15 protein-coding genes and 1 pseudogene are annotated in these 16,194 nt (G+C 57.8%); 14 read left to right on the top strand and 2 right to left on the bottom strand.

The genetic code is table 11. The annotated features are described in order from the left end of the window. Positions 1–45 precede the first annotated feature (45 nt). The 5 genes from V6P94_RS18590 to V6P94_RS18570 are packed head-to-tail and all read left to right on the top strand — an operon-like array spanning position 46 to position 5,206. Entirely contained in the window at positions 46–1,398 is a 1,353-nt protein-coding gene (locus tag V6P94_RS18590; RefSeq protein WP_103406151.1) for an MFS transporter, read from the top strand. 11 nt (positions 1,399–1,409) lie between these two features. Next, the gene (locus tag V6P94_RS18585; protein ID WP_338648157.1) at positions 1,410–2,168 is read left to right on the top strand and encodes an SDR family oxidoreductase; all 759 of its coding nucleotides are present in this window, start codon (positions 1,410–1,412) and stop codon (positions 2,166–2,168) included. A 14-nt stretch (positions 2,169–2,182) separates the two neighbouring features. Then, positions 2,183–3,625 (top strand): aldehyde dehydrogenase family protein, encoded by a 1,443-nt coding sequence (locus tag V6P94_RS18580; protein WP_338648155.1) that lies wholly within the window; start codon positions 2,183–2,185, stop codon positions 3,623–3,625. Positions 3,626–3,645: 20 nt separating this feature from the next. Continuing rightward, positions 3,646–4,599, top strand: a complete 954-nt coding sequence (locus V6P94_RS18575; RefSeq protein ID WP_338648153.1) for a LysR family transcriptional regulator — start codon at positions 3,646–3,648, stop codon at positions 4,597–4,599. After that, positions 4,583–5,206, top strand: coding sequence for a UbiX family flavin prenyltransferase (locus V6P94_RS18570; protein ID WP_338648151.1), 624 nt, complete (start codon positions 4,583–4,585; stop codon positions 5,204–5,206). The genes V6P94_RS18575 and V6P94_RS18570 overlap by 17 nt, the downstream gene beginning before the upstream one ends. A 16-nt stretch (positions 5,207–5,222) precedes the next feature. Here the strand turns inward: V6P94_RS18570 and V6P94_RS18565 are convergent, their stop codons facing one another. Further along, positions 5,223–6,002 carry an alpha/beta hydrolase gene (locus V6P94_RS18565; RefSeq protein ID WP_338648149.1) on the bottom strand — a complete coding sequence of 260 codons (780 nt, stop codon included), beginning with the start codon at positions 6,000–6,002 and terminating at the stop codon, positions 5,223–5,225. Positions 6,003–6,092: 90 nt separating this feature from the next. Between V6P94_RS18565 and V6P94_RS18560 the strand changes: the two genes are divergently transcribed. From V6P94_RS18560 to V6P94_RS18530, 7 genes and pseudogenes are all read left to right on the top strand, one after another. Further along, positions 6,093–7,064 (top strand): XdhC family protein, encoded by a 972-nt coding sequence (locus V6P94_RS18560; protein WP_338648147.1) that lies wholly within the window; start codon positions 6,093–6,095, stop codon positions 7,062–7,064. A gap of 188 nt (positions 7,065–7,252) precedes the next feature. Continuing rightward, a complete protein-coding gene (locus tag V6P94_RS18555) occupies positions 7,253–8,107 on the top strand; it encodes an AraC family transcriptional regulator (RefSeq protein ID WP_338648145.1) in 855 nt (284 codons plus the stop codon). Between the two features lie 343 nt (positions 8,108–8,450). Then, the gene (locus tag V6P94_RS18550; RefSeq protein ID WP_338649458.1) at positions 8,451–9,230 is read left to right on the top strand and encodes an ABC transporter ATP-binding protein; all 780 of its coding nucleotides are present in this window, start codon (positions 8,451–8,453) and stop codon (positions 9,228–9,230) included. 1 nt (position 9,231) lies between these two features. After that, positions 9,232–9,942 (top strand): ABC transporter ATP-binding protein, encoded by a 711-nt coding sequence (locus V6P94_RS18545; protein WP_083348737.1) that lies wholly within the window; start codon positions 9,232–9,234, stop codon positions 9,940–9,942. A 174-nt stretch (positions 9,943–10,116) separates the two neighbouring features. Then, positions 10,117–11,004, top strand: coding sequence for a branched-chain amino acid ABC transporter permease (locus tag V6P94_RS18540; protein WP_069556819.1), 888 nt, complete (start codon positions 10,117–10,119; stop codon positions 11,002–11,004). A 1-nt stretch (position 11,005) separates the two neighbouring features. After that, positions 11,006–11,902 (top strand): annotated as a pseudogene (locus tag V6P94_RS18535) (branched-chain amino acid ABC transporter permease); the annotation flags it as partial. A 217-nt stretch (positions 11,903–12,119) separates the two neighbouring features. After that, on the top strand, positions 12,120–13,346 hold the full coding sequence (locus V6P94_RS18530) for an ABC transporter substrate-binding protein (protein ID WP_083348740.1): 1,227 nt from the start codon (positions 12,120–12,122) through the stop codon (positions 13,344–13,346). A gap of 158 nt (positions 13,347–13,504) precedes the next feature. Here V6P94_RS18530 and V6P94_RS18525 read toward each other — a convergent pair whose 3' ends face one another. Beyond that, positions 13,505–14,407: a LysR substrate-binding domain-containing protein gene (locus V6P94_RS18525; protein WP_069556822.1), complete on the bottom strand. Its 903-nt coding sequence runs from the start codon at positions 14,405–14,407 to the stop codon at positions 13,505–13,507. A 171-nt stretch (positions 14,408–14,578) separates the two neighbouring features. Between V6P94_RS18525 and V6P94_RS18520 the strand changes: the two genes are divergently transcribed. Together V6P94_RS18520 and V6P94_RS18515 are read left to right on the top strand one after the other, a co-directional pair. After that, positions 14,579–15,700, top strand: a complete 1,122-nt coding sequence (locus V6P94_RS18520; protein WP_083348741.1) for a glycoside hydrolase family 88 protein — start codon at positions 14,579–14,581, stop codon at positions 15,698–15,700. A gap of 29 nt (positions 15,701–15,729) precedes the next feature. Continuing rightward, the gene (locus tag V6P94_RS18515) at positions 15,730–16,170 is read left to right on the top strand and encodes a MaoC/PaaZ C-terminal domain-containing protein (protein WP_083348742.1); all 441 of its coding nucleotides are present in this window, start codon (positions 15,730–15,732) and stop codon (positions 16,168–16,170) included. The last annotated feature ends 24 nt before the right edge of the window (positions 16,171–16,194 follow it).

The following is a 16,194-nucleotide window of genomic DNA, read 5'->3' as shown; positions in this document are numbered from 1 at the left end:
TTCCCGATAGTTCCAACCAGCTCAAGACACGTCTTGTGTGAGGCAATCATGACCACGACAACAACAACTGCGCCGCCAACCAGCGCCGCTACCGATACACCGCAGATTCCACCGGGCAAGGCCTTGCTTGCGGCATTTGCCTCGACATTCGGCTGGGCGCTGGATTTGTTTGACCTGTTCATTCTGCTCTACGTGGCGCCGATCATCGGCCGTATGTTCTTCCCCTCGGACACCCCGACACTGTCGCTGGCCGCGGTGTATGCCTCGTTCGCCGTGGCCTTGCTGGTACGTCCGCTGGGCTCGGCGATCTTCGGCGCGTATGCCGACAAACACGGCCGCAAGCGTGCGTTGATGGTGTCGATGGTCGGCGTCGGTATTTCCACGGCACTGTTTGGCGCCTTGCCGACCATTCACCAGGTCGGGGTGTTGGCCCCGATACTGTTTTTGATCTTGCGGATCATTCAGGGCGTTTTCGTTGGCGGCATCGTCGCTTCCACTCACACCATCGGCACCGAATCCATCTCGCCGCGCTATCGCGGCTTGATGTCCGGGTTGATCGGTGGCGCCGGTGCCGGCATGGGCGCGCTGTTGGCGTCATTCACTTATCTGGTGTTGTCGGAGATCTTTCCCGGGGAGGAATTTGACGTCTGGGGCTGGCGCTTCATGTTCTTCTGCGGCTTGCTCAGCACGTTCTTCGGTCTGGTGATGTTCCGTTACCTGGAAGAAACCCCGGTCTGGCAGCAACTGCAACAAGCGCGCAAAACCAAGGGGCCGGCGGTGGTGGCCGTGTCGCCACTCAAGCGTCTGTTCGGTCGCGAGTACCGCGGCGTGATGCTGGTCAACCTGCTGATTACGTTCGGCGGCGGGGCTACGTATTACCTGGCGTGCGGTTATCTGCCGACCTTGCTCAACGTGGTCGCCAAAGTACCCCATACGCAGACTTCGCAGCTGCTCATGTACGGGTCGGTGGCAACCATTGTCGGAGCACTGGCCTTCGGCTACCTGAGTGACCTGATCGGCCGCAAGAAGACCTTCATGCTGCTGGGTGTGCTCAATCTGGTGAGCTTGCCGATGATGTTCCTCGGTGTCGCCGAGCCGGGTTCGCTGGCCCGCACTGCGCTGTATTGCGTGGGCATTGCCTTCATGGGCGGGGCGATCATCGCGCCGATCCTGATCTTCCTCAACGAACGCTTTGCCACCGAGCTGCGTGCCAGCGGCACCGGGTTGTCCTGGAACATCGGCTTCGCCCTCGGCGGAACCATGCCGACCTTTGTGTCCCTGTTCAGCAGCAGCCCGGCTCAAATCCCCATGGTGCTGGCGATGTTCGCTGCCGGCCTGTCGGTGATCTACCTGATCGGCAGCGTGGTGATTCCGGAAACCCAAGGCAACTTCAAGTAAAGGAAAACGCAATGAGCAGATTGAAGGGAAAAGTCGCGATCATCACCGGTGCCGCGCAAGGCATCGGTGCCACGTATGCCCAGGCCCTGGCGGCCGAGGGCGCGAAGGTGGTGCTTTGCGATTTGAAGGCGCCTGATGACACCGCTGCCGCGATCCGCAACAAGGGCGGTACGGCCCTGGCAATCGCTTGCGACGTGACCGACGGTGCCGCGGTTCAAGCCATGGTCGAGGAAGCCGTGGCGCAGTTCAGCGGTGTGCACGTACTGATCAACAACGCGGCGTTGTTTGCCACCCTGGAACTCAAACTGTTCGAGCAGACCAGCTCGGCGGAATGGGACCGGATCATGGCGGTCAACGTGCGCGGTTCCTTCGAGTGCGCGAAGGCGGTCATGCCGGTGATGCGCCGTCAGGGCTACGGCAAGATCGTCAACATTGCCTCGGCAACGGCGTTCAAAGGCGCGCCGATGATGGCGGCGTATGTCGCGTCGAAGGGCGCAGTCATTGCCATGACACGCTCGATCGCGCGAGAAGTCGGCGACGCCGGCATCCGCTGCAACTGCCTGGCACCCGGCCTGACCATGAGCGCCAACGTCCAGGCCAATGCCGCCTGGGCCGGGGACATCGTGCGCAACAACATCGCCAGTCGCTGCATTAAGCGTGAAGCGGTGCCGCAGGACCTGATCGGCGCGCTGCTGTTTCTGTCCAGCGCCGACAGCGATTTCATGAGCGGCCAGACCCTTGTGGTCGACGGCGGCTCCGTGACCCATTGATTCGAGGAGGATTCATGCAAAGCCAACACTTCATCGATGGACAATGGACCGCTGCGGATCGTTGGACCGACAGTCTCGATCCGGCAAACGGCGAGCTGATAGGGCGCTTTGCCGACGGCGGCGAGACCGAAGCCCAAGCCGCCGTGGCCGCTGCCGCCCGAGCCTTCAACGACCCGCAATGGGCGCAGAATCCACGCCTGCGTCAGCAGCTGTTGCTGGAGTGGGCGGCCGGCCTGAAGGCGCGCCAGGAACCCCTCGCGCAGTTGTTGACCCGTGAGAACGGCAAGGCATTGGCGCAGTCCCGAGGAGAGATCGGCGGGGCTATTTCCGAGATTCTGTATTACGCCGGCCTGGCCCGGCACAACCCGGGGCACATGCTCGAAGTGGCGCCCGGCGAGTTCTCCAGCATGCTGCGCGAACCCGCCGGGGTGGCCGGGTTGATCATTCCATGGAATGCCCCGGCGGTGCTGCTGGTTCGTGCGCTGGCGCCAGCGATCGCGGCGGGCTGTACGGTGGTGATCAAACCCTCGCCGCTCACCGCGCTGTTCAATGCTGCGATGCTTGAACCGTTGTTCGCGCTGCCAGGCCTGCCGGCAGGGGCGGTCAATCTGTTCGCCGAGAGCGGGCATGCCGGGGCAGCCTATTTGGTGGCTTCGCCATGGGTGGATGTGCTCAGCTTCACCGGCTCGACTGCTACCGGTCAGCGCATCATGCGCGACGCCGCCGCGACCATGAAAAAACTTTCCCTGGAACTGGGCGGCAAGTCCTGCTGCCTGGTCTTTGAAGACGCTGATATTGCCGCCATCGCGCCGAAACTGGCAGTCGCGGCCACCATCATCTCTGGCCAGCAATGCACCGCCGCCCGGCGCGTGCTGGTGCATGCCAGCCGTTTCGCCGAAATGAAAACCGCCCTGAGCGCCGCACTTGGGCAGATCCGCCTGGGCAATGGCCTCGATCCAGCGACGAACATGGGACCGCTGATCGACTGGCAATCGCGGGACAACGTCGAGCGACGCATTGGCGAAGCGCTGGACAGCTGTGATGAAGTGCTGCTGGCCGGTGGCCGCCCGCAGGGTGAACTGAGCAAAGGTGCATTTCTCGCGCCGTCGCTGATCGTCCATCGCGACAGCAGCGCGTTCTTTTGTCAGGAAGAAATTTTCGGCCCGTTGCTGGTACTGGAGTCCTTCGAAGATGAGGCAGAGGCGGTAGTGCGCGCCAACCACACCGAGTTCGGTCTGTCCGCGAGTGTCTGGACCGAGCAGGGCGCTCGCGCCTGGCGTGTCGCTCGGGCACTGCGCAACGGCACGGTGTGGCTCAATGAGCACAACAAATTGTTCGCCGAGGCGGAAACCGGTGGCTACCGAAAGAGTGGTCTGGGGCGCCTGCATGGGGTCGATGCGCTGCTGGATTTCAGCGAGCTCAAACACGTTTATCAGAACGTCGGCACGCTGGGTTGAGCGCGAACGCGAGGGTGATTATGGAGCTGCGCCATCTGAAGTACTTTACCTGCCTCTACGAGGAGGGCTCCGTCACCCGGGCGGCACAGCGCTTGAATATCGTGCAACCGGCGTTGTCGATGCAGATCGCCAGGCTTGAGGAAGAACTCGGGCAGACGTTGTTCGAGCGCAGCTCCAAGGGCATGGCGCCGACCGAGGCCGGAGATCAGGCTTATCGCTTGTTCATGCCGATCCTTGGCCAGCTGCTGGCGGCGCGTCAGACCCTGATCGACCGTAGCGGCCAGATTGGCGGACGCATCAGCGCCGGGCTGATCGCGTCTGCCGCCAACAACGCGTTGGCGAGCACGCTGGCGCATTTCGTCGAGCATCAGCCACAGGTTGAATTGAGCGTCACCTCGGGCTACAGCCAGGAATTGATCGCGAAGGTCCTGACCGGCGTGCTGGATTTCGCGGTCATCAACCAAAGCTTTCAGCATGAGCACCTGATCGGCCACGACATCTTCGATGAGGAGCTACTGGTCGCCACCGGTGCAGCCAATCGCCTCAACGGAGCGTTGCCCTTGCCGTTGGCCAGTCTGGCGGGATTCAAACTGGTGCTGCCCTCGCGTCGTCACGGGTTGCGCAGGGTGATTGACCAGCACCTTGCTGCCCAGGGCATTGAAGTCACCCCGCAGTTGGAGGTGGACGATCTGGCGGTCATCGAGGACTTCTTGCGTCGCAGCGACTGGGTCAGCGTGCTGCCGGCAACCATCCTGCATCGCGGATTGCACGAAGGCGCGTTGCGCGCCTATCCGCTGGCCGCGCCAGGAATCAGCCGGCGCATGGTCTGTGTGCACGACGCCCGTCGACCATTGACCCCGGCGGCAATGCTGTTCATCGAGATGATCGGCAAAACCATGACCACCGCACTCGACACCATCCATTTCTACAAAGAAGGTCCGATAGAGGAAGGCAACCATGGTCACTCCCGGTAATAGCCGGCCGCAGCGGCTGATCGTAGGAATTTCCGGTGCCTCAGGCGCCGTCTATGGCGTGCGTCTGTTGGAGCTGTTGCGCGACACGCCGATTGAAACCCATCTGGTGGTCAGCAAATCGGCGCTGATTACTTTGGCCCATGAAACCGATATGTCCTGGTCCCGGATCAAGACCCTTGCGGACGTCAGCTACGTCAATCAGGACATTGGCGCGGCAATCGCCAGTGGCTCGTTCAAAACCATGGGCATGATCATCGCGCCGTGTTCGATACGCAGCTTGTCGGAGATTGCCAGCGGCGTGACTTCAACACTGCTGACTCGCGCCGCCGACGTGGTGCTCAAGGAACGCCGGCGCCTGGTGCTGATGGTTCGCGAGACGCCACTGCACCGCAATCACCTGCGCAGCATGACCGAGTTGGCCGAACTCGGTGCAGTGATCGCGCCGCCAGTGCCAGCGTTCTATGCCAAGCCGACCAGCCTGGAAGACATGATCGATCACACCGTTGGCAGGGTGCTGGATATGTTCGATATCGAACTGGGTGTCGTCCGTCGCTGGCGTGAACGGCCGGAGCGCGTAGCAACGCTTGATGAGGTGGTCGATGGTTGAGTCACGTTCGGTACATTCAGGCGGGGAGGCGCTCCAGGAATTCGCAGACCAGCTCCAAGGTCCGCTCGGTCGCTTCGGTCTGGGGAAAGTGCCGGCAGTCATCCAGCAACACACAGCGGCACGGCCCAGGCACCTGTCGTTCGATGACCACCAGTTGCTCGGGCGTGGCGTAGTGGTCTTCACGACCCTGAATGACCAGCAGCGGCTTTTCGATATAAGCCAACTGCGCTTCAAGATCGTCCAGGGAAAAGTCCGGGTGCAACCAGCTGTCGCTCCAACCGTGAAAAGCGCTGTCGACATTGGTCCCATGGTGGCGTGCCAGGCGTTCGCGCAATTCGCCCTGATGCCAAACCTCGGTGGTATGTCGAATGCCATCGAGGCTCTCGGTCTCGACAATCACGTGAGGCGCCAGTGCAATGCTGCCCAACACCCGTGGATCGTTGGCGGCGGCATAGGCGAGGACGATGGATGCACCGTCACTATGACCGAGCAAGACCACATGCGGCAGTTGCAGGGCATCGAGCAATTGCCGCAGTTCACGTGGGCCGTCGCTGCTCAGGTAGTTCAGCGGACGCGGCAGGGTTACCGGGCTCGATTGCCCATAACCCTGACGGCTGTAGGTGACCACACCGCAACCGCTGGCCTGGGCCAGACGCAGGGGGAAGTCTTTCCATTGGTCGGCGCTGCCGAGGCCTTCGTGCAACAGCACAAGCGTCGGTCGCGATGGGTCAGCCGCACGAATGTGGCGATATTCCAGGCGCAGCGACCCAAGGTGCAAAAACGGTTGTGGCGACATGTTGAACCAACGTTTAAACAAGGTTGCTCGCAGGTTACCGTAAACGTAACCCTGCAGGCAGCACCACGCTTTGCTTGAGGTGTAGAAATCATGCGTCATCTTGATGTTCAGGTGATCCAACAGGCACTGCAATGGGCTCGCGAAGGGCAGGCGCAGTGGCTGTGCACAGTGCTCTCCACCTATGGTTCGGCGCCGCGTGCACCGGGTGCGATGCTGGTGACCAATGGCACGGGCGAACACGTCGGTTCGTTGTCCGGTGGCTGCGTCGAAGAAGAATTTCTTGAAAGCCTGGCGCGTGGAGAATTACGTGAACCGGCACAGATCGTCAGTTATGGCGACAGCGTAGAGCAACGGCATCGTTTGCGATTGCCTTGTGGTGGCGTGCTCATCGTGTTGGTCGAGCACCGCGCTGCCAGTGTTGAATGGATCGTACATCTGGAGAGTCTGCAAGCGGCATTGCTGGGTCAGCGCCGTCTGCAGCGCCATATCGAGTTGAGCAGCGGTGCAGTGCGCCTGGATCCAGACAGCGGACACGGTAGCGAGCGGGTGCAAGTCATTGATGAGCGAGTGCGCATCAGTGTTGGCCCGGCGTTACGCCTGATTCTGGCAGGGCTCTCGCCGGTCGCGGAAGCCTGCGCCAGTTTTGCCCGCGCCATCGGCTGCGAAGTCATCGCCTGCGACCCTCGGGAAGAGATGCTGCATGTCCAGCTCGAAGGCGTGGAGATGCAACGTGTGCTGCCTTCAATGTTTATTGCCGCCGCAGGTTGCCACGCGGCGACCGCCGTGGTGGCGCTGACTCATGATCCACGAATCGATGATCTGGCGCTGATGGAAGCGGTCCATACCCCGGCGTTTTACATTGGCGCCATGGGGTCTCAGGCAACCTCGGCCAAGCGCGCCGAACGACTCAAGCGCATCGGTGGTTTGACGGATGAACAGATCGCCCGTTTGCACATGCCCATCGGCCTCGACCTAGGGAGCAAGGCCCCGGCGGAAATCGCTCTGGCAGTGGTGGCCGATATCCTGCGTGTTTATCACGGCAGAGAACGCCATGCCTTGTGAGTCGGTTTTTCCGACGAGCGTGGGGGCTGCGAAAGTCGAGGTAGACGCTCCATCATTCGAGCGCGATAGTGGTGGGCCAACTGTTCTGAACCATTGAGAGATCACCACAGTCCATAAACAGACAGACGCCGCGATCACTGTTCATTGTGGCCGATAACGATATTGCTCTTAACGAGCGGAGGTATCTGATGTCCATAGCCCAACGGGTTTTCCACGGCAGGTTTGGCCGGGTCGCCTTGCTGAATATGGATCGTTCGCTGGTTACCCACACTCATTCCGAGTGCCATGTGCTGGTCAAGGTGTCTGGCGAAGACAGTTATTTCAACGTCAACGGTCGGCGGGTCCCGCTCAGCGATCGCACGGCGGTGCTGGTCAACGCCTGGGAGCCGCATTTCTACGATCCGCAGCCAGGCGCCGGTGCCACCGTAATCCTGGCGCTCTACATCGAGCCCGCTTGGCTGGCCACTGCTCAGCAGTCGCTGGCACTCAGCGCCCGACCTGACTTTTTTGCCCAGTCGTGCATCGAATTGTCGAGCCGTAATCGCACCTTGGCCGACATCCTGGTCGCCGAAGCCCATGGCTGCGGGATCGTGCCGAAGGAGCGCATGGAGTTCATGCTGTTCGACTTCCTGATTGAACTGATCGAGGACTTTTCCAGCTGGAGGCACTTGTCGCTACTTGGAGCGCCGACTTCTGGTCAGTTCCGGGACGCGCGTGTACGCCGTGGCACCGCCTGGTTGCTTGAGCACCTCAATGATCCGAACCCGATCGACAATGCCGCGCGGGCTTGTGGCCTGTCCCGGGCGCACTTCTTTGCGCTGTTCAAAAAAGATACCGGCATGACGCCGACCCTGCTGCTCAACGATGCGCGCATGCGCCGGGCTTTTGCCTGGCTTGAGCGTGAACGCACTGGAACCTTGGGTCTGTTGTCGGAGAACCTCGGGTTCTCCGAGCAGGGTCATTTCACGCGTTTTTTCCGTCAGCACATCGGCGCCTCTCCCAGCCAGTACCGAAGGGTAGTGGATAGCTATGCGGGGGTTTGAATATCGCCTCAATCCTGGCCTGCTCAGGTTATTTCGTGAAATTCAGACTCCGAGGCAAACTTGCAGGCGTCCGCGCAAAACTCCATCGCTCAAGGCAAAGCTTTCCCTCGTGCCTTTCTCCCACACTCGGCTCTAATGATAGCGGCTGGGTGTCGTTGGCAGAAGCGTTGGCTATGTCTATAGCCGCTTAACCTTCCCCAGTCACAATACTGAAAATGGCTGGACTCGAGAAAATAAAGACCTTTTACGTATAAATAATTCCTTAAAATAATATTGGACCAGTATTAGTCGACGACTTAGATTCACATTACAAGAAAAGCAAGAACGTGAGTTGAAAAATAATATGGCTAATGATGCGATTCTGGAAACTGTTGGTTTGACCAAAGAGTTCAAAGGATTTACCGCTGTTGAAAATATCAACTTGCGTGTGAAGCGTGGCTCAATTCATGCCCTGATCGGTCCCAACGGTGCCGGAAAGACGACATGTTTTAACTTGCTCACCAAGTTTCTCGATCCTACCCAAGGGACTATTCGCTTCAACGGCCAGGACATCACTCGTGAGCACCCGGCTGCAGTAGCGCGCAGAGGGATGATTCGCTCTTTCCAGATATCGGCAGTCTTTCCTCGCCTTACCGTGCGAGAAAACATCTATATTCCGCTACAGCGAAGCCTGGGGACTTCCTTCCATTTCTGGAAGTCGCGCGCTGCACTTGCCGCTCTTGACGATAGAGCGATGGAGTTGCTCGCCCAAGTGGGATTGGAGTCATTCGCCGATCTAACAGCAATGGAACTTTCTTATGGCCGCAAGCGAGCGCTGGAGATAGCCACCACTTTAGCGCTGGACCCTGAGTTGATGTTGCTCGATGAACCCACCCAAGGCATGGGGCATGAAGACGTCGATTGGGTCATGGAGCTGATCAAGAATGTCGCCGCCAACCGCACTGTCCTGATGGTCGAGCATAACATGAAGGTTGTAGAGGGGATTTGCGACACGATCACGGTACTTGCTCGCGGCAGTGTGCTCGCCGAGGGCAGTTATTCTGAAGTTTCAGTCAATCCACTCGTGGTCGAAGCCTATATGGGGAGTGCCGACAGTGAGCTGCGCTCTCCAGGGAGCCATTGATATGACCAATGCTACCGAATACATGCGAGTTGCCAACTTGCAAGCCTTCTACGGTGAGTCTCACGTTCTCCACGGCATTGACTTCACTGTGAAACAGGGTGAATGCGTTACCTTGTTAGGTCGCAATGGCGCAGGCCGCACCACCACCTTGCGAGCCATTATGGGGCTCACGGGGAAGCGCCAGGGTTCGATCATAATAGACGGTACTGAAACCATCGATCTATCGCCCCATAAGATTGCGCGCCTGGGTGTGGGTTATTGCCCAGAGGAAAGAGGCATCTATGCCAGTCTTTCGTGTGAGGAAAATCTGCTGTTGCTGCCGCGTTTAGGAAACAATGGAATGTGCCTGGAGGAAATCTATGAGATGTTCCCCAACCTCTACGAGCGTCGTCACAGCCAAGGTACCCGCATGTCGGGTGGTGAACAGCAAATGCTGGCCCTGGCCCGAGTCCTGCGCACTGGTGCGCGCCTTCTACTACTTGACGAGATATCCGAGGGACTTGCACCGGTCATCGTCCAGCGGCTCGCCGAAATCATCCGCCAGCTCAAGAGCAAGGGCTTCACAATTCTTCTGGTCGAACAGAATTCACGTTTTGCCGCCCCCCTCGCGGATCGCATGTACATCGTCGAGCACGGCAAGATTATCGCTGAGATTCACCAGCACGAAGTTGGGCAAAAAAGCGATCTGCTTCAAGAATATTTAGGGATCTAATATCGGCTAAAGCACTTGTCTGGTTTAGACGGTTCCAACGGCGAGCCAAGGGATTTAAAGCCTGCAACCCCTACAACGCACCTTCTGGGTACAAGGCTGAAGCGTGTGGCTCTATAAGTATTCCAGGCTCTTCGGCGAATATCCTACTAATAACAAATCGTCAGGATAAACAATATGGCAACACTCTTCGATGTTCCATTGTCGGCCTTGACAGGCCAACTTATGCTAGGACTGGTTAACGGCTCGTTTTACGCGATCCTCAGCCTGGGCCTGGCAGTTATATTTGGCATGCTTCGCATCATCAATTTCGCGCACGGTGCGTTTTTCATGATGGGAGCGTTTTTTTCATGGATGTGTCTCAATTATTTTGGCGTCAACTATTGGTGGTCATTGTTGCTTGTACCACTCACGGTGGGTATTGTCGGTGTTGTGATCGAACGCGCTCTGCTGCAGTGGTTGTATAAGCTCGATCATCTATACGGTTTATTGCTGACATTTGGGATGGCGCTCATCATCGAGGGCGTTTTCCGTAATGAATTTGGTGTTTCAGGTCAACCCTACGCAGTCCCAGAAGCATTGAAAGGGGCAATGAATCTGGGTTTCATGTTTCTACCCGTCTATCGAGGCTGGGTGATTGTGGCCTCGCTTGCCGTATGCGCCCTGACGTGGTTCATGATCGAAAGGACACGCTTGGGATCCTATTTGCGTGCTGCCACTGAAAACCCGGCATTGACCCAGGCCTTCGGCATTAATGTACCTGTCATGGTGATGCTGACTTATGGTTTCGGTGTTGCGCTGGCCAGTTTTGCCGGGGTGCTGGCTGCGCCAGTGTTACAAGTCAGCCCCATGATGGGCTCGCAGTTGATTATTGTGGTATTTGCGGTAGTGGTGATTGGCGGGATGGGCTCAATTTTTGGTGCCATTATTACCGGTCTTTCACTCGGCGTGATTGAGGGTTTGGCCAAACTGTTCTATCCGGAAGTTTCCGCAACCATTGTTTTTATTATCATGGCGATCGTCCTGTTATTTCGGCCGGCCGGTCTATTTGGGAGGGCTGAGTAACATGTCATCGAGAACGCGACTATTAGGCTGTATCCTTCTGCTCATCTGCGGCGCTATTGTCCCCTTCGCCATATACCCGATACTGGCCATGAAGGTGCTTTGTTTTGCGCTGTTTGCCTGTGCATTCAATCTTTTGCTTGGCTATACCGGCTTGCTTTCGTTCGGTCATGCCGTCTTTTTCGGCGCAGCCGCTTATGTGAGCGCCTACAGCATCAAGGTGTGGGGCTTCCCGCCCGAGCTGGGGATCCTCACAGCGGTTGTGGCTGCCGCCGTGCTGGGGTTGGGATTCGGCCTGTTGGCGATACGGTGCTCAGGCATCTACTTTGCGATGATCACATTGGCGTTGGCGCAGATGATGTATTTCGTCTTCCTGCAATCTCCGTTCACCGGAGGGGAGGACGGTTTACAAGGTGTGCAGCGCGGGCTGTTATTTGGGTTTATCGACCTCAGCAACGACGTAAATCTGTACTACCTGGTGTTTGCCATCTTTGTTTTTGGCTTCTGGTTGATTCATCGCGTTATCCAGTCTCCTTTTGGCCAGATTCTCAAAGCCATTCGAGAAAACGAGTCGAGGGTGATTTCCCTGGGCTATCAGGCAGCCCGATACAAATTGTTGGCCTTCGTTCTTTCGGCTGCTCTGGCGGGGCTCGCTGGCGGTACAAAAGCCGTGGTGTTTCAGTTCGCGACCTTGAGCGACGCCCATTGGCAGACCTCGGGCGAAGTAGTGCTGATGACCCTGCTCGGAGGCCTGGGCACCGTCTTCGGCCCACTGATAGGGGCCGCCATCGTTGTGACTCTGCAGAACGCATTGGCCGATAAGGTGGGCGCGCTCTTGCCAGTCATCATGGGCGTCATTTTCATCGTTTGCGTGCTGCTCTTTCGCCGCGGTATTGCCGGGGAGTTTGCGGCTTTCTACCAAAGCAGGCTGGCGGCAAGGCGCGCTGATGCAAACCGCCGAAAGTCTCTTGGGGCCTCTCGCAAAGGGGGCGGTGCAAGGGGAGCGGATGGTTCGGCGAGGGAGGCGAACCCGTGATGCGGATGTCGAGCATTCAACTTCGAAAAATATAAAAAAACCCGTACTAAACACCCGAATGAACGAGTAGGAGAAAATAATAATGATCAAACAACTGAATACTCATCTGCGCAAGATCTGCTTCGGGCTGTTGGTAGCCGCTCCGGCCGTGCAAGCCCAGGTTTCAGATGGTGTAGTGCGTATCGGCGTATTGAATGATTTGTCAGGTACCTATGCCGGGCTTTCCGGTCCGGGCTCGGTGTGGGCGGCAAAGCAGGCGGTGGCCGACTTCGAGCCTGAAAAACATGGCCTGAAGGTCGAGGTCGTGGCGGCTGATCACCAGAACAAGCCAGATGTAGGGGCCAGTGTGGCCCGTCGTTGGTTCGATGTGGACAAGGTGGATGTGATCGTCGACGTGCCGACTTCGTCGGTCATCCTGGCCGTCAATGAAGTGGTGAGGGAAAAAAACAAGGTGCTCCTGGTATCCGGTGGCGGCAGTTCCGATCTGACCGGTAAGGCGTGCAGCCCGAACACCATTCATTGGACCTACGACACATGGGCGCTTGCCAACGGTACCGGTAAAGCGGTGGTGGGGAGTGGCGGCAAAAGCTGGTTTTTCATGACGGCGGATTACGCTTTTGGTCACGCATTGGAACGTGATACGGCGTCGGTCGTTGAAAAAAGTGGCGGAACAGTGATGGGCAAGGTTCGCCATCCGTTCCCGGGCACCGATTTTTCGTCTTACTTGTTGCAGGCCCAGGCTTCCGGGGCGCAGATAATCGGGTTGGCAAATGCCGGTGGGGACACCATTGTCGCCGTCAAGCAAGCGTCTGAATTTGGCATCACCGCCGGTGGCCAGAAGCTAGCCGGTTTGTTGGTGTTCATTAGCGACGTGCAAGCGTTGGGCCTGGAGGCGGCACAAGGGTTGATGCTGACTGCTGCCTGGTACTGGGACATGAATGACGCGAGCCGTGAATTCGGCAGAGCATTCGCTGCTGCCAACGGCGGGAAATTTCCGACAATGGCGCAGGCTGGTGTTTACTCCGCCGTCACGAACTATCTGCGAACAGTTGCCGTCAACAATGACGATGGTAATGGCGCAGAAGTCGTCGCCCGGATGAAGGCGGTCAAAACCGAGGATAAGCTCTTCGGCGAGGGAAGTATTCGTGCCGATGGTCGCAAGATCCACCCACTCTATCTCTTCGAAGTGAAAAAGCCCTCCGAGTCCAAGTACCCTGGCGACTATTATAAGTTGCTGTCCACAATACCTGCCGATGAAGCATTTCGGCCGATGTCCGCAGGCGGTTGCTCGCTTGTTACTTTGAAATAAGCACTGGGGTTTCAAGCCGGTCGAGCATTGGCTTGGCCGGTTTAGAACAAAGGGAGAGCTATAGTGCTATTCGCGGTAGCGATATTGGGTGGCTGGATATAAGAGTTAAAACATTTTCCTTGCAAGTTATGGCGCCACAGAGGGCGCCTTGTCAATTATTAAAGTCGCTCGTGCTCGAAGGCCGTCATCACTTCTTTTGCGGTATCAATAAACGACTGCAATAGCGGCGAAGTGTTACTGCTGCGCCATCCAAGCATCACTTTTACCAAGGGCATCTGCCCTTGAATAGGCCGGTATGTAAGGTGCTCAAGGTGAATGCGCTGAACAGAACTCGGTACCAGGGCCAGGCCTACGCCTGAGCTGACGAGGCCCAGGCAGGCATAAATCTGGCCGACCTCCAGTGCCGCGTTGGGTGTGAAACCTGCTTCCGCGCAAAGGCGATAAATCATGGTATGAAAATCGGGAGCCAGTTTGGGCGCGTACAGGACAAAGCGCTCGGTGGCGCACTGACTCAGCGCCACGCTGTCCTGGGACGCCAGCGGGTGGTGCTCCGGGATCGCAAGTACGAAGGGTTCTGTCAGCAGCGTCTCGGTGCTGATTCCGTCGAATTGCGATGTGGGGCGCATGAAGGCGATATCGACATCGCCTCGCAGGAGCGCATCGGCCTGGTCCACCACAGGGAACCAGCGCAGGACCACTTCCACATCCGGGAAGCGTTCGCAAAAGGCGCGGTAAATCGGCGGCAGCAGGGTATAGGACATATGTTCGAAGAAGCCCACGGACAGCCGGCCAATCTCTCCGCGTTCGGCGCGTTGTGCCTCCAGTGCCGCGACATCCGTGGCCCGAAGAATCTGCTTGGCATGAATATAAAATACCTGGCCGGCATCTGTAAGTTGCACATGGCGCTTGGTCCGTTGAAATAGCGTTACGCCGAGCTCCTCTTCTAATTGACGAATCTGTTGACTCAGAGGCGGCTGGGCAATGTGCAGTCGTAACGCGGCCTGAGTGAAACTCAGCTCCTCCGCAACTGCAATAAAATAGCGCATGTGCCGCAGGTTCATATTAATACCTTTTTAATATTATTCTTGATCAAATTATATATTGGAAGTCTCGGAAGTCAACTCGTAACATGTCTTCCGTGGCCTCAAGACAGTGGCTCAATACATTGATTCGGCTCTTATCGGAAGACATTTTCTGCCATTTGCAAACGGCGCAACTATAGGAGAGATAAGTTGGATAACAAGATTCTCAAGCGCGCAATCGATAGAGTGTTGACACGCATTGACGCGACCCTCGATCAGCCCGGCCAAGGGTTTCCCCATTACGCCGACCAAACCACTGGTGAATGGACTCGTAGTCCGGCAGGCGACTGGACGGGGGGGTTTTGGGTGGGCATGCTTTGGCTTGCCGCCTGGCATACAAAAGAGCCGCGTTACCATGATCAAGCGCGGATCTGGGCCGAGCGCCTTGGGCCACGCGCTTCGTCCCAATCGGCGTTCAAGGGCTTTCTCTTCTGGTATGGCACCGAGCTGGGCGCTGAGCTTCTGAACGACGAAACGGCGCGCAATTTGTCGTTGGCAGGCACTCGCGGATTGCTCGACATGTACAACCCCCAAGCGCAATTGATTCCCTTGGGCAAAGAGGCCGAGGAGGCCTCGGATGTCGGCAGCAACGAGGCAAACATCGATGCGCTGCCAGGGCCGGTTCCTTTATTGATCAAGCATGCGGCAGCGCTTGACTCCCTCGAGATTGCTCGCAATCACCTTCGCCAACATATCGCACTCTGCGTGCGCGATGACGGATCTGTCTGTCAGTCCGCCAGTTTCGATCCGCAAACCGGGGCATTGCTGCGCCGTTACACCCACAAGGGCATTCACGGCGAAAGCACGTGGACTCGTGCGCAGGCTTGGGCGATGGTTTCTCTCGCTCAGGCGCTCAATCGCGGAGAAATGGAATTCCGAGACGTCGCCATTCAGGTTGCTGACTGGTGGTTGGAACATCAGCCCAAGGACCATGTGGCGTACTGGGACTTCGATGATCCGGCAATTCCCGATACCAGTCGCGACACCTCGGGTGCTGCCATCGCCGCCGCCGCATTGTTAAAGCTTGCTGTCTGCCTGCCGGAAAGACGTGAGCGTTATCGGCAGTCCGCAGAGGCGATCGTCGAGGCATTGGTGCTGCGCTATCAGACCCCGGTCGATGCTAGCGACTCCCGTCCCGTCGGCATCCTCACCCATGGTTGTTTCAATCGAAAGCTCGGTGTCGCGATGGAAAACGAGCTGATCTGGGGTGACTACTTTCTTTTCGAAGCACTGTTGGTGCTCGACGGTCGCCTGGCTTCCGAGCGGGTATGAGCACACAAATCAGTCACAAGGAGACAACCATGCGTGAGTTCAATAGCCCTCATCGCGGAGAGGTTTCGTCCCTCATCGGCACGCAGACCAGCTACACCCGCACAGTCAGTGAATACGATATCTACGCGTTTGCCGGGATCAGCGGTGACAACCATCCCAATCATGTCGACGAGGAGTATTGCAAGCGCGTCGGCTTGGGCGCTCGGGTGGCCCAGGGGGCAATGTTGGTGGGTTACATCGCTGGCGCCGTCACCAAGTACCTGGGGCTGATCGACCGCCCGGCCGTTTCCTACGGATACGACCGGGTACGTTTCACCCAGTCCGTATTCATTGGTGACACCTTGACCGTGAGCTACCGCATCGCCCGTGCCGATGATGAGAAGAAGCGGCTTTGGGCAGAGGCGGTACTGACCAACCAGCACGGCGACACCGTGTGCGTCGGCACCCACATCATTCACTTCCAAGAGTAACGCCCTCGGCACTCATAAAAACAA

The organism is Pseudomonas sp. ML2-2023-3, assembly GCF_037055275.1.
In the GTDB taxonomy this organism is placed as follows: Bacteria; Pseudomonadota; Gammaproteobacteria; order Pseudomonadales; family Pseudomonadaceae; genus Aquipseudomonas.
Note: the sequence above shows the minus strand (reverse complement) of the source record. Positions and strands in the feature narration are given on the sequence as shown.

Bases quoted from the DNA above. Each gene is read 5' to 3' on its own strand.
- V6P94_RS18585 (WP_338648157.1), top strand. From the start codon at position 1,410: ATGAGCAGATTGAAGGGAAAAGTCGCGATCATCACCGGTGCCGCGCAA.
- V6P94_RS18555 (WP_338648145.1), top strand. From the start codon at position 7,253: ATGTCCATAGCCCAACGGGTTTTCCACGGCAGGTTTGGCCGGGTCGCC.
- V6P94_RS18525 (WP_069556822.1), bottom strand. From the start codon at position 14,407: ATGAACCTGCGGCACATGCGCTATTTTATTGCAGTTGCGGAGGAGCTG.
- V6P94_RS18560 (WP_338648147.1), top strand. From the start codon at position 6,093: ATGCGTCATCTTGATGTTCAGGTGATCCAACAGGCACTGCAATGGGCT.
- V6P94_RS18550 (WP_338649458.1), top strand. From the start codon at position 8,451: ATGGCTAATGATGCGATTCTGGAAACTGTTGGTTTGACCAAAGAGTTC.
- V6P94_RS18580 (WP_338648155.1), top strand. From the start codon at position 2,183: ATGCAAAGCCAACACTTCATCGATGGACAATGGACCGCTGCGGATCGT.
- V6P94_RS18575 (WP_338648153.1), top strand. From the start codon at position 3,646: ATGGAGCTGCGCCATCTGAAGTACTTTACCTGCCTCTACGAGGAGGGC.
- V6P94_RS18565 (WP_338648149.1), bottom strand. From the start codon at position 6,002: ATGTCGCCACAACCGTTTTTGCACCTTGGGTCGCTGCGCCTGGAATAT.
- V6P94_RS18540 (WP_069556819.1), top strand. From the start codon at position 10,117: ATGGCAACACTCTTCGATGTTCCATTGTCGGCCTTGACAGGCCAACTT.
- V6P94_RS18530 (WP_083348740.1), top strand. From the start codon at position 12,120: ATGATCAAACAACTGAATACTCATCTGCGCAAGATCTGCTTCGGGCTG.
- V6P94_RS18515 (WP_083348742.1), top strand. From the start codon at position 15,730: ATGCGTGAGTTCAATAGCCCTCATCGCGGAGAGGTTTCGTCCCTCATC.
- V6P94_RS18570 (WP_338648151.1), top strand. From the start codon at position 4,583: ATGGTCACTCCCGGTAATAGCCGGCCGCAGCGGCTGATCGTAGGAATT.
- V6P94_RS18545 (WP_083348737.1), top strand. From the start codon at position 9,232: ATGACCAATGCTACCGAATACATGCGAGTTGCCAACTTGCAAGCCTTC.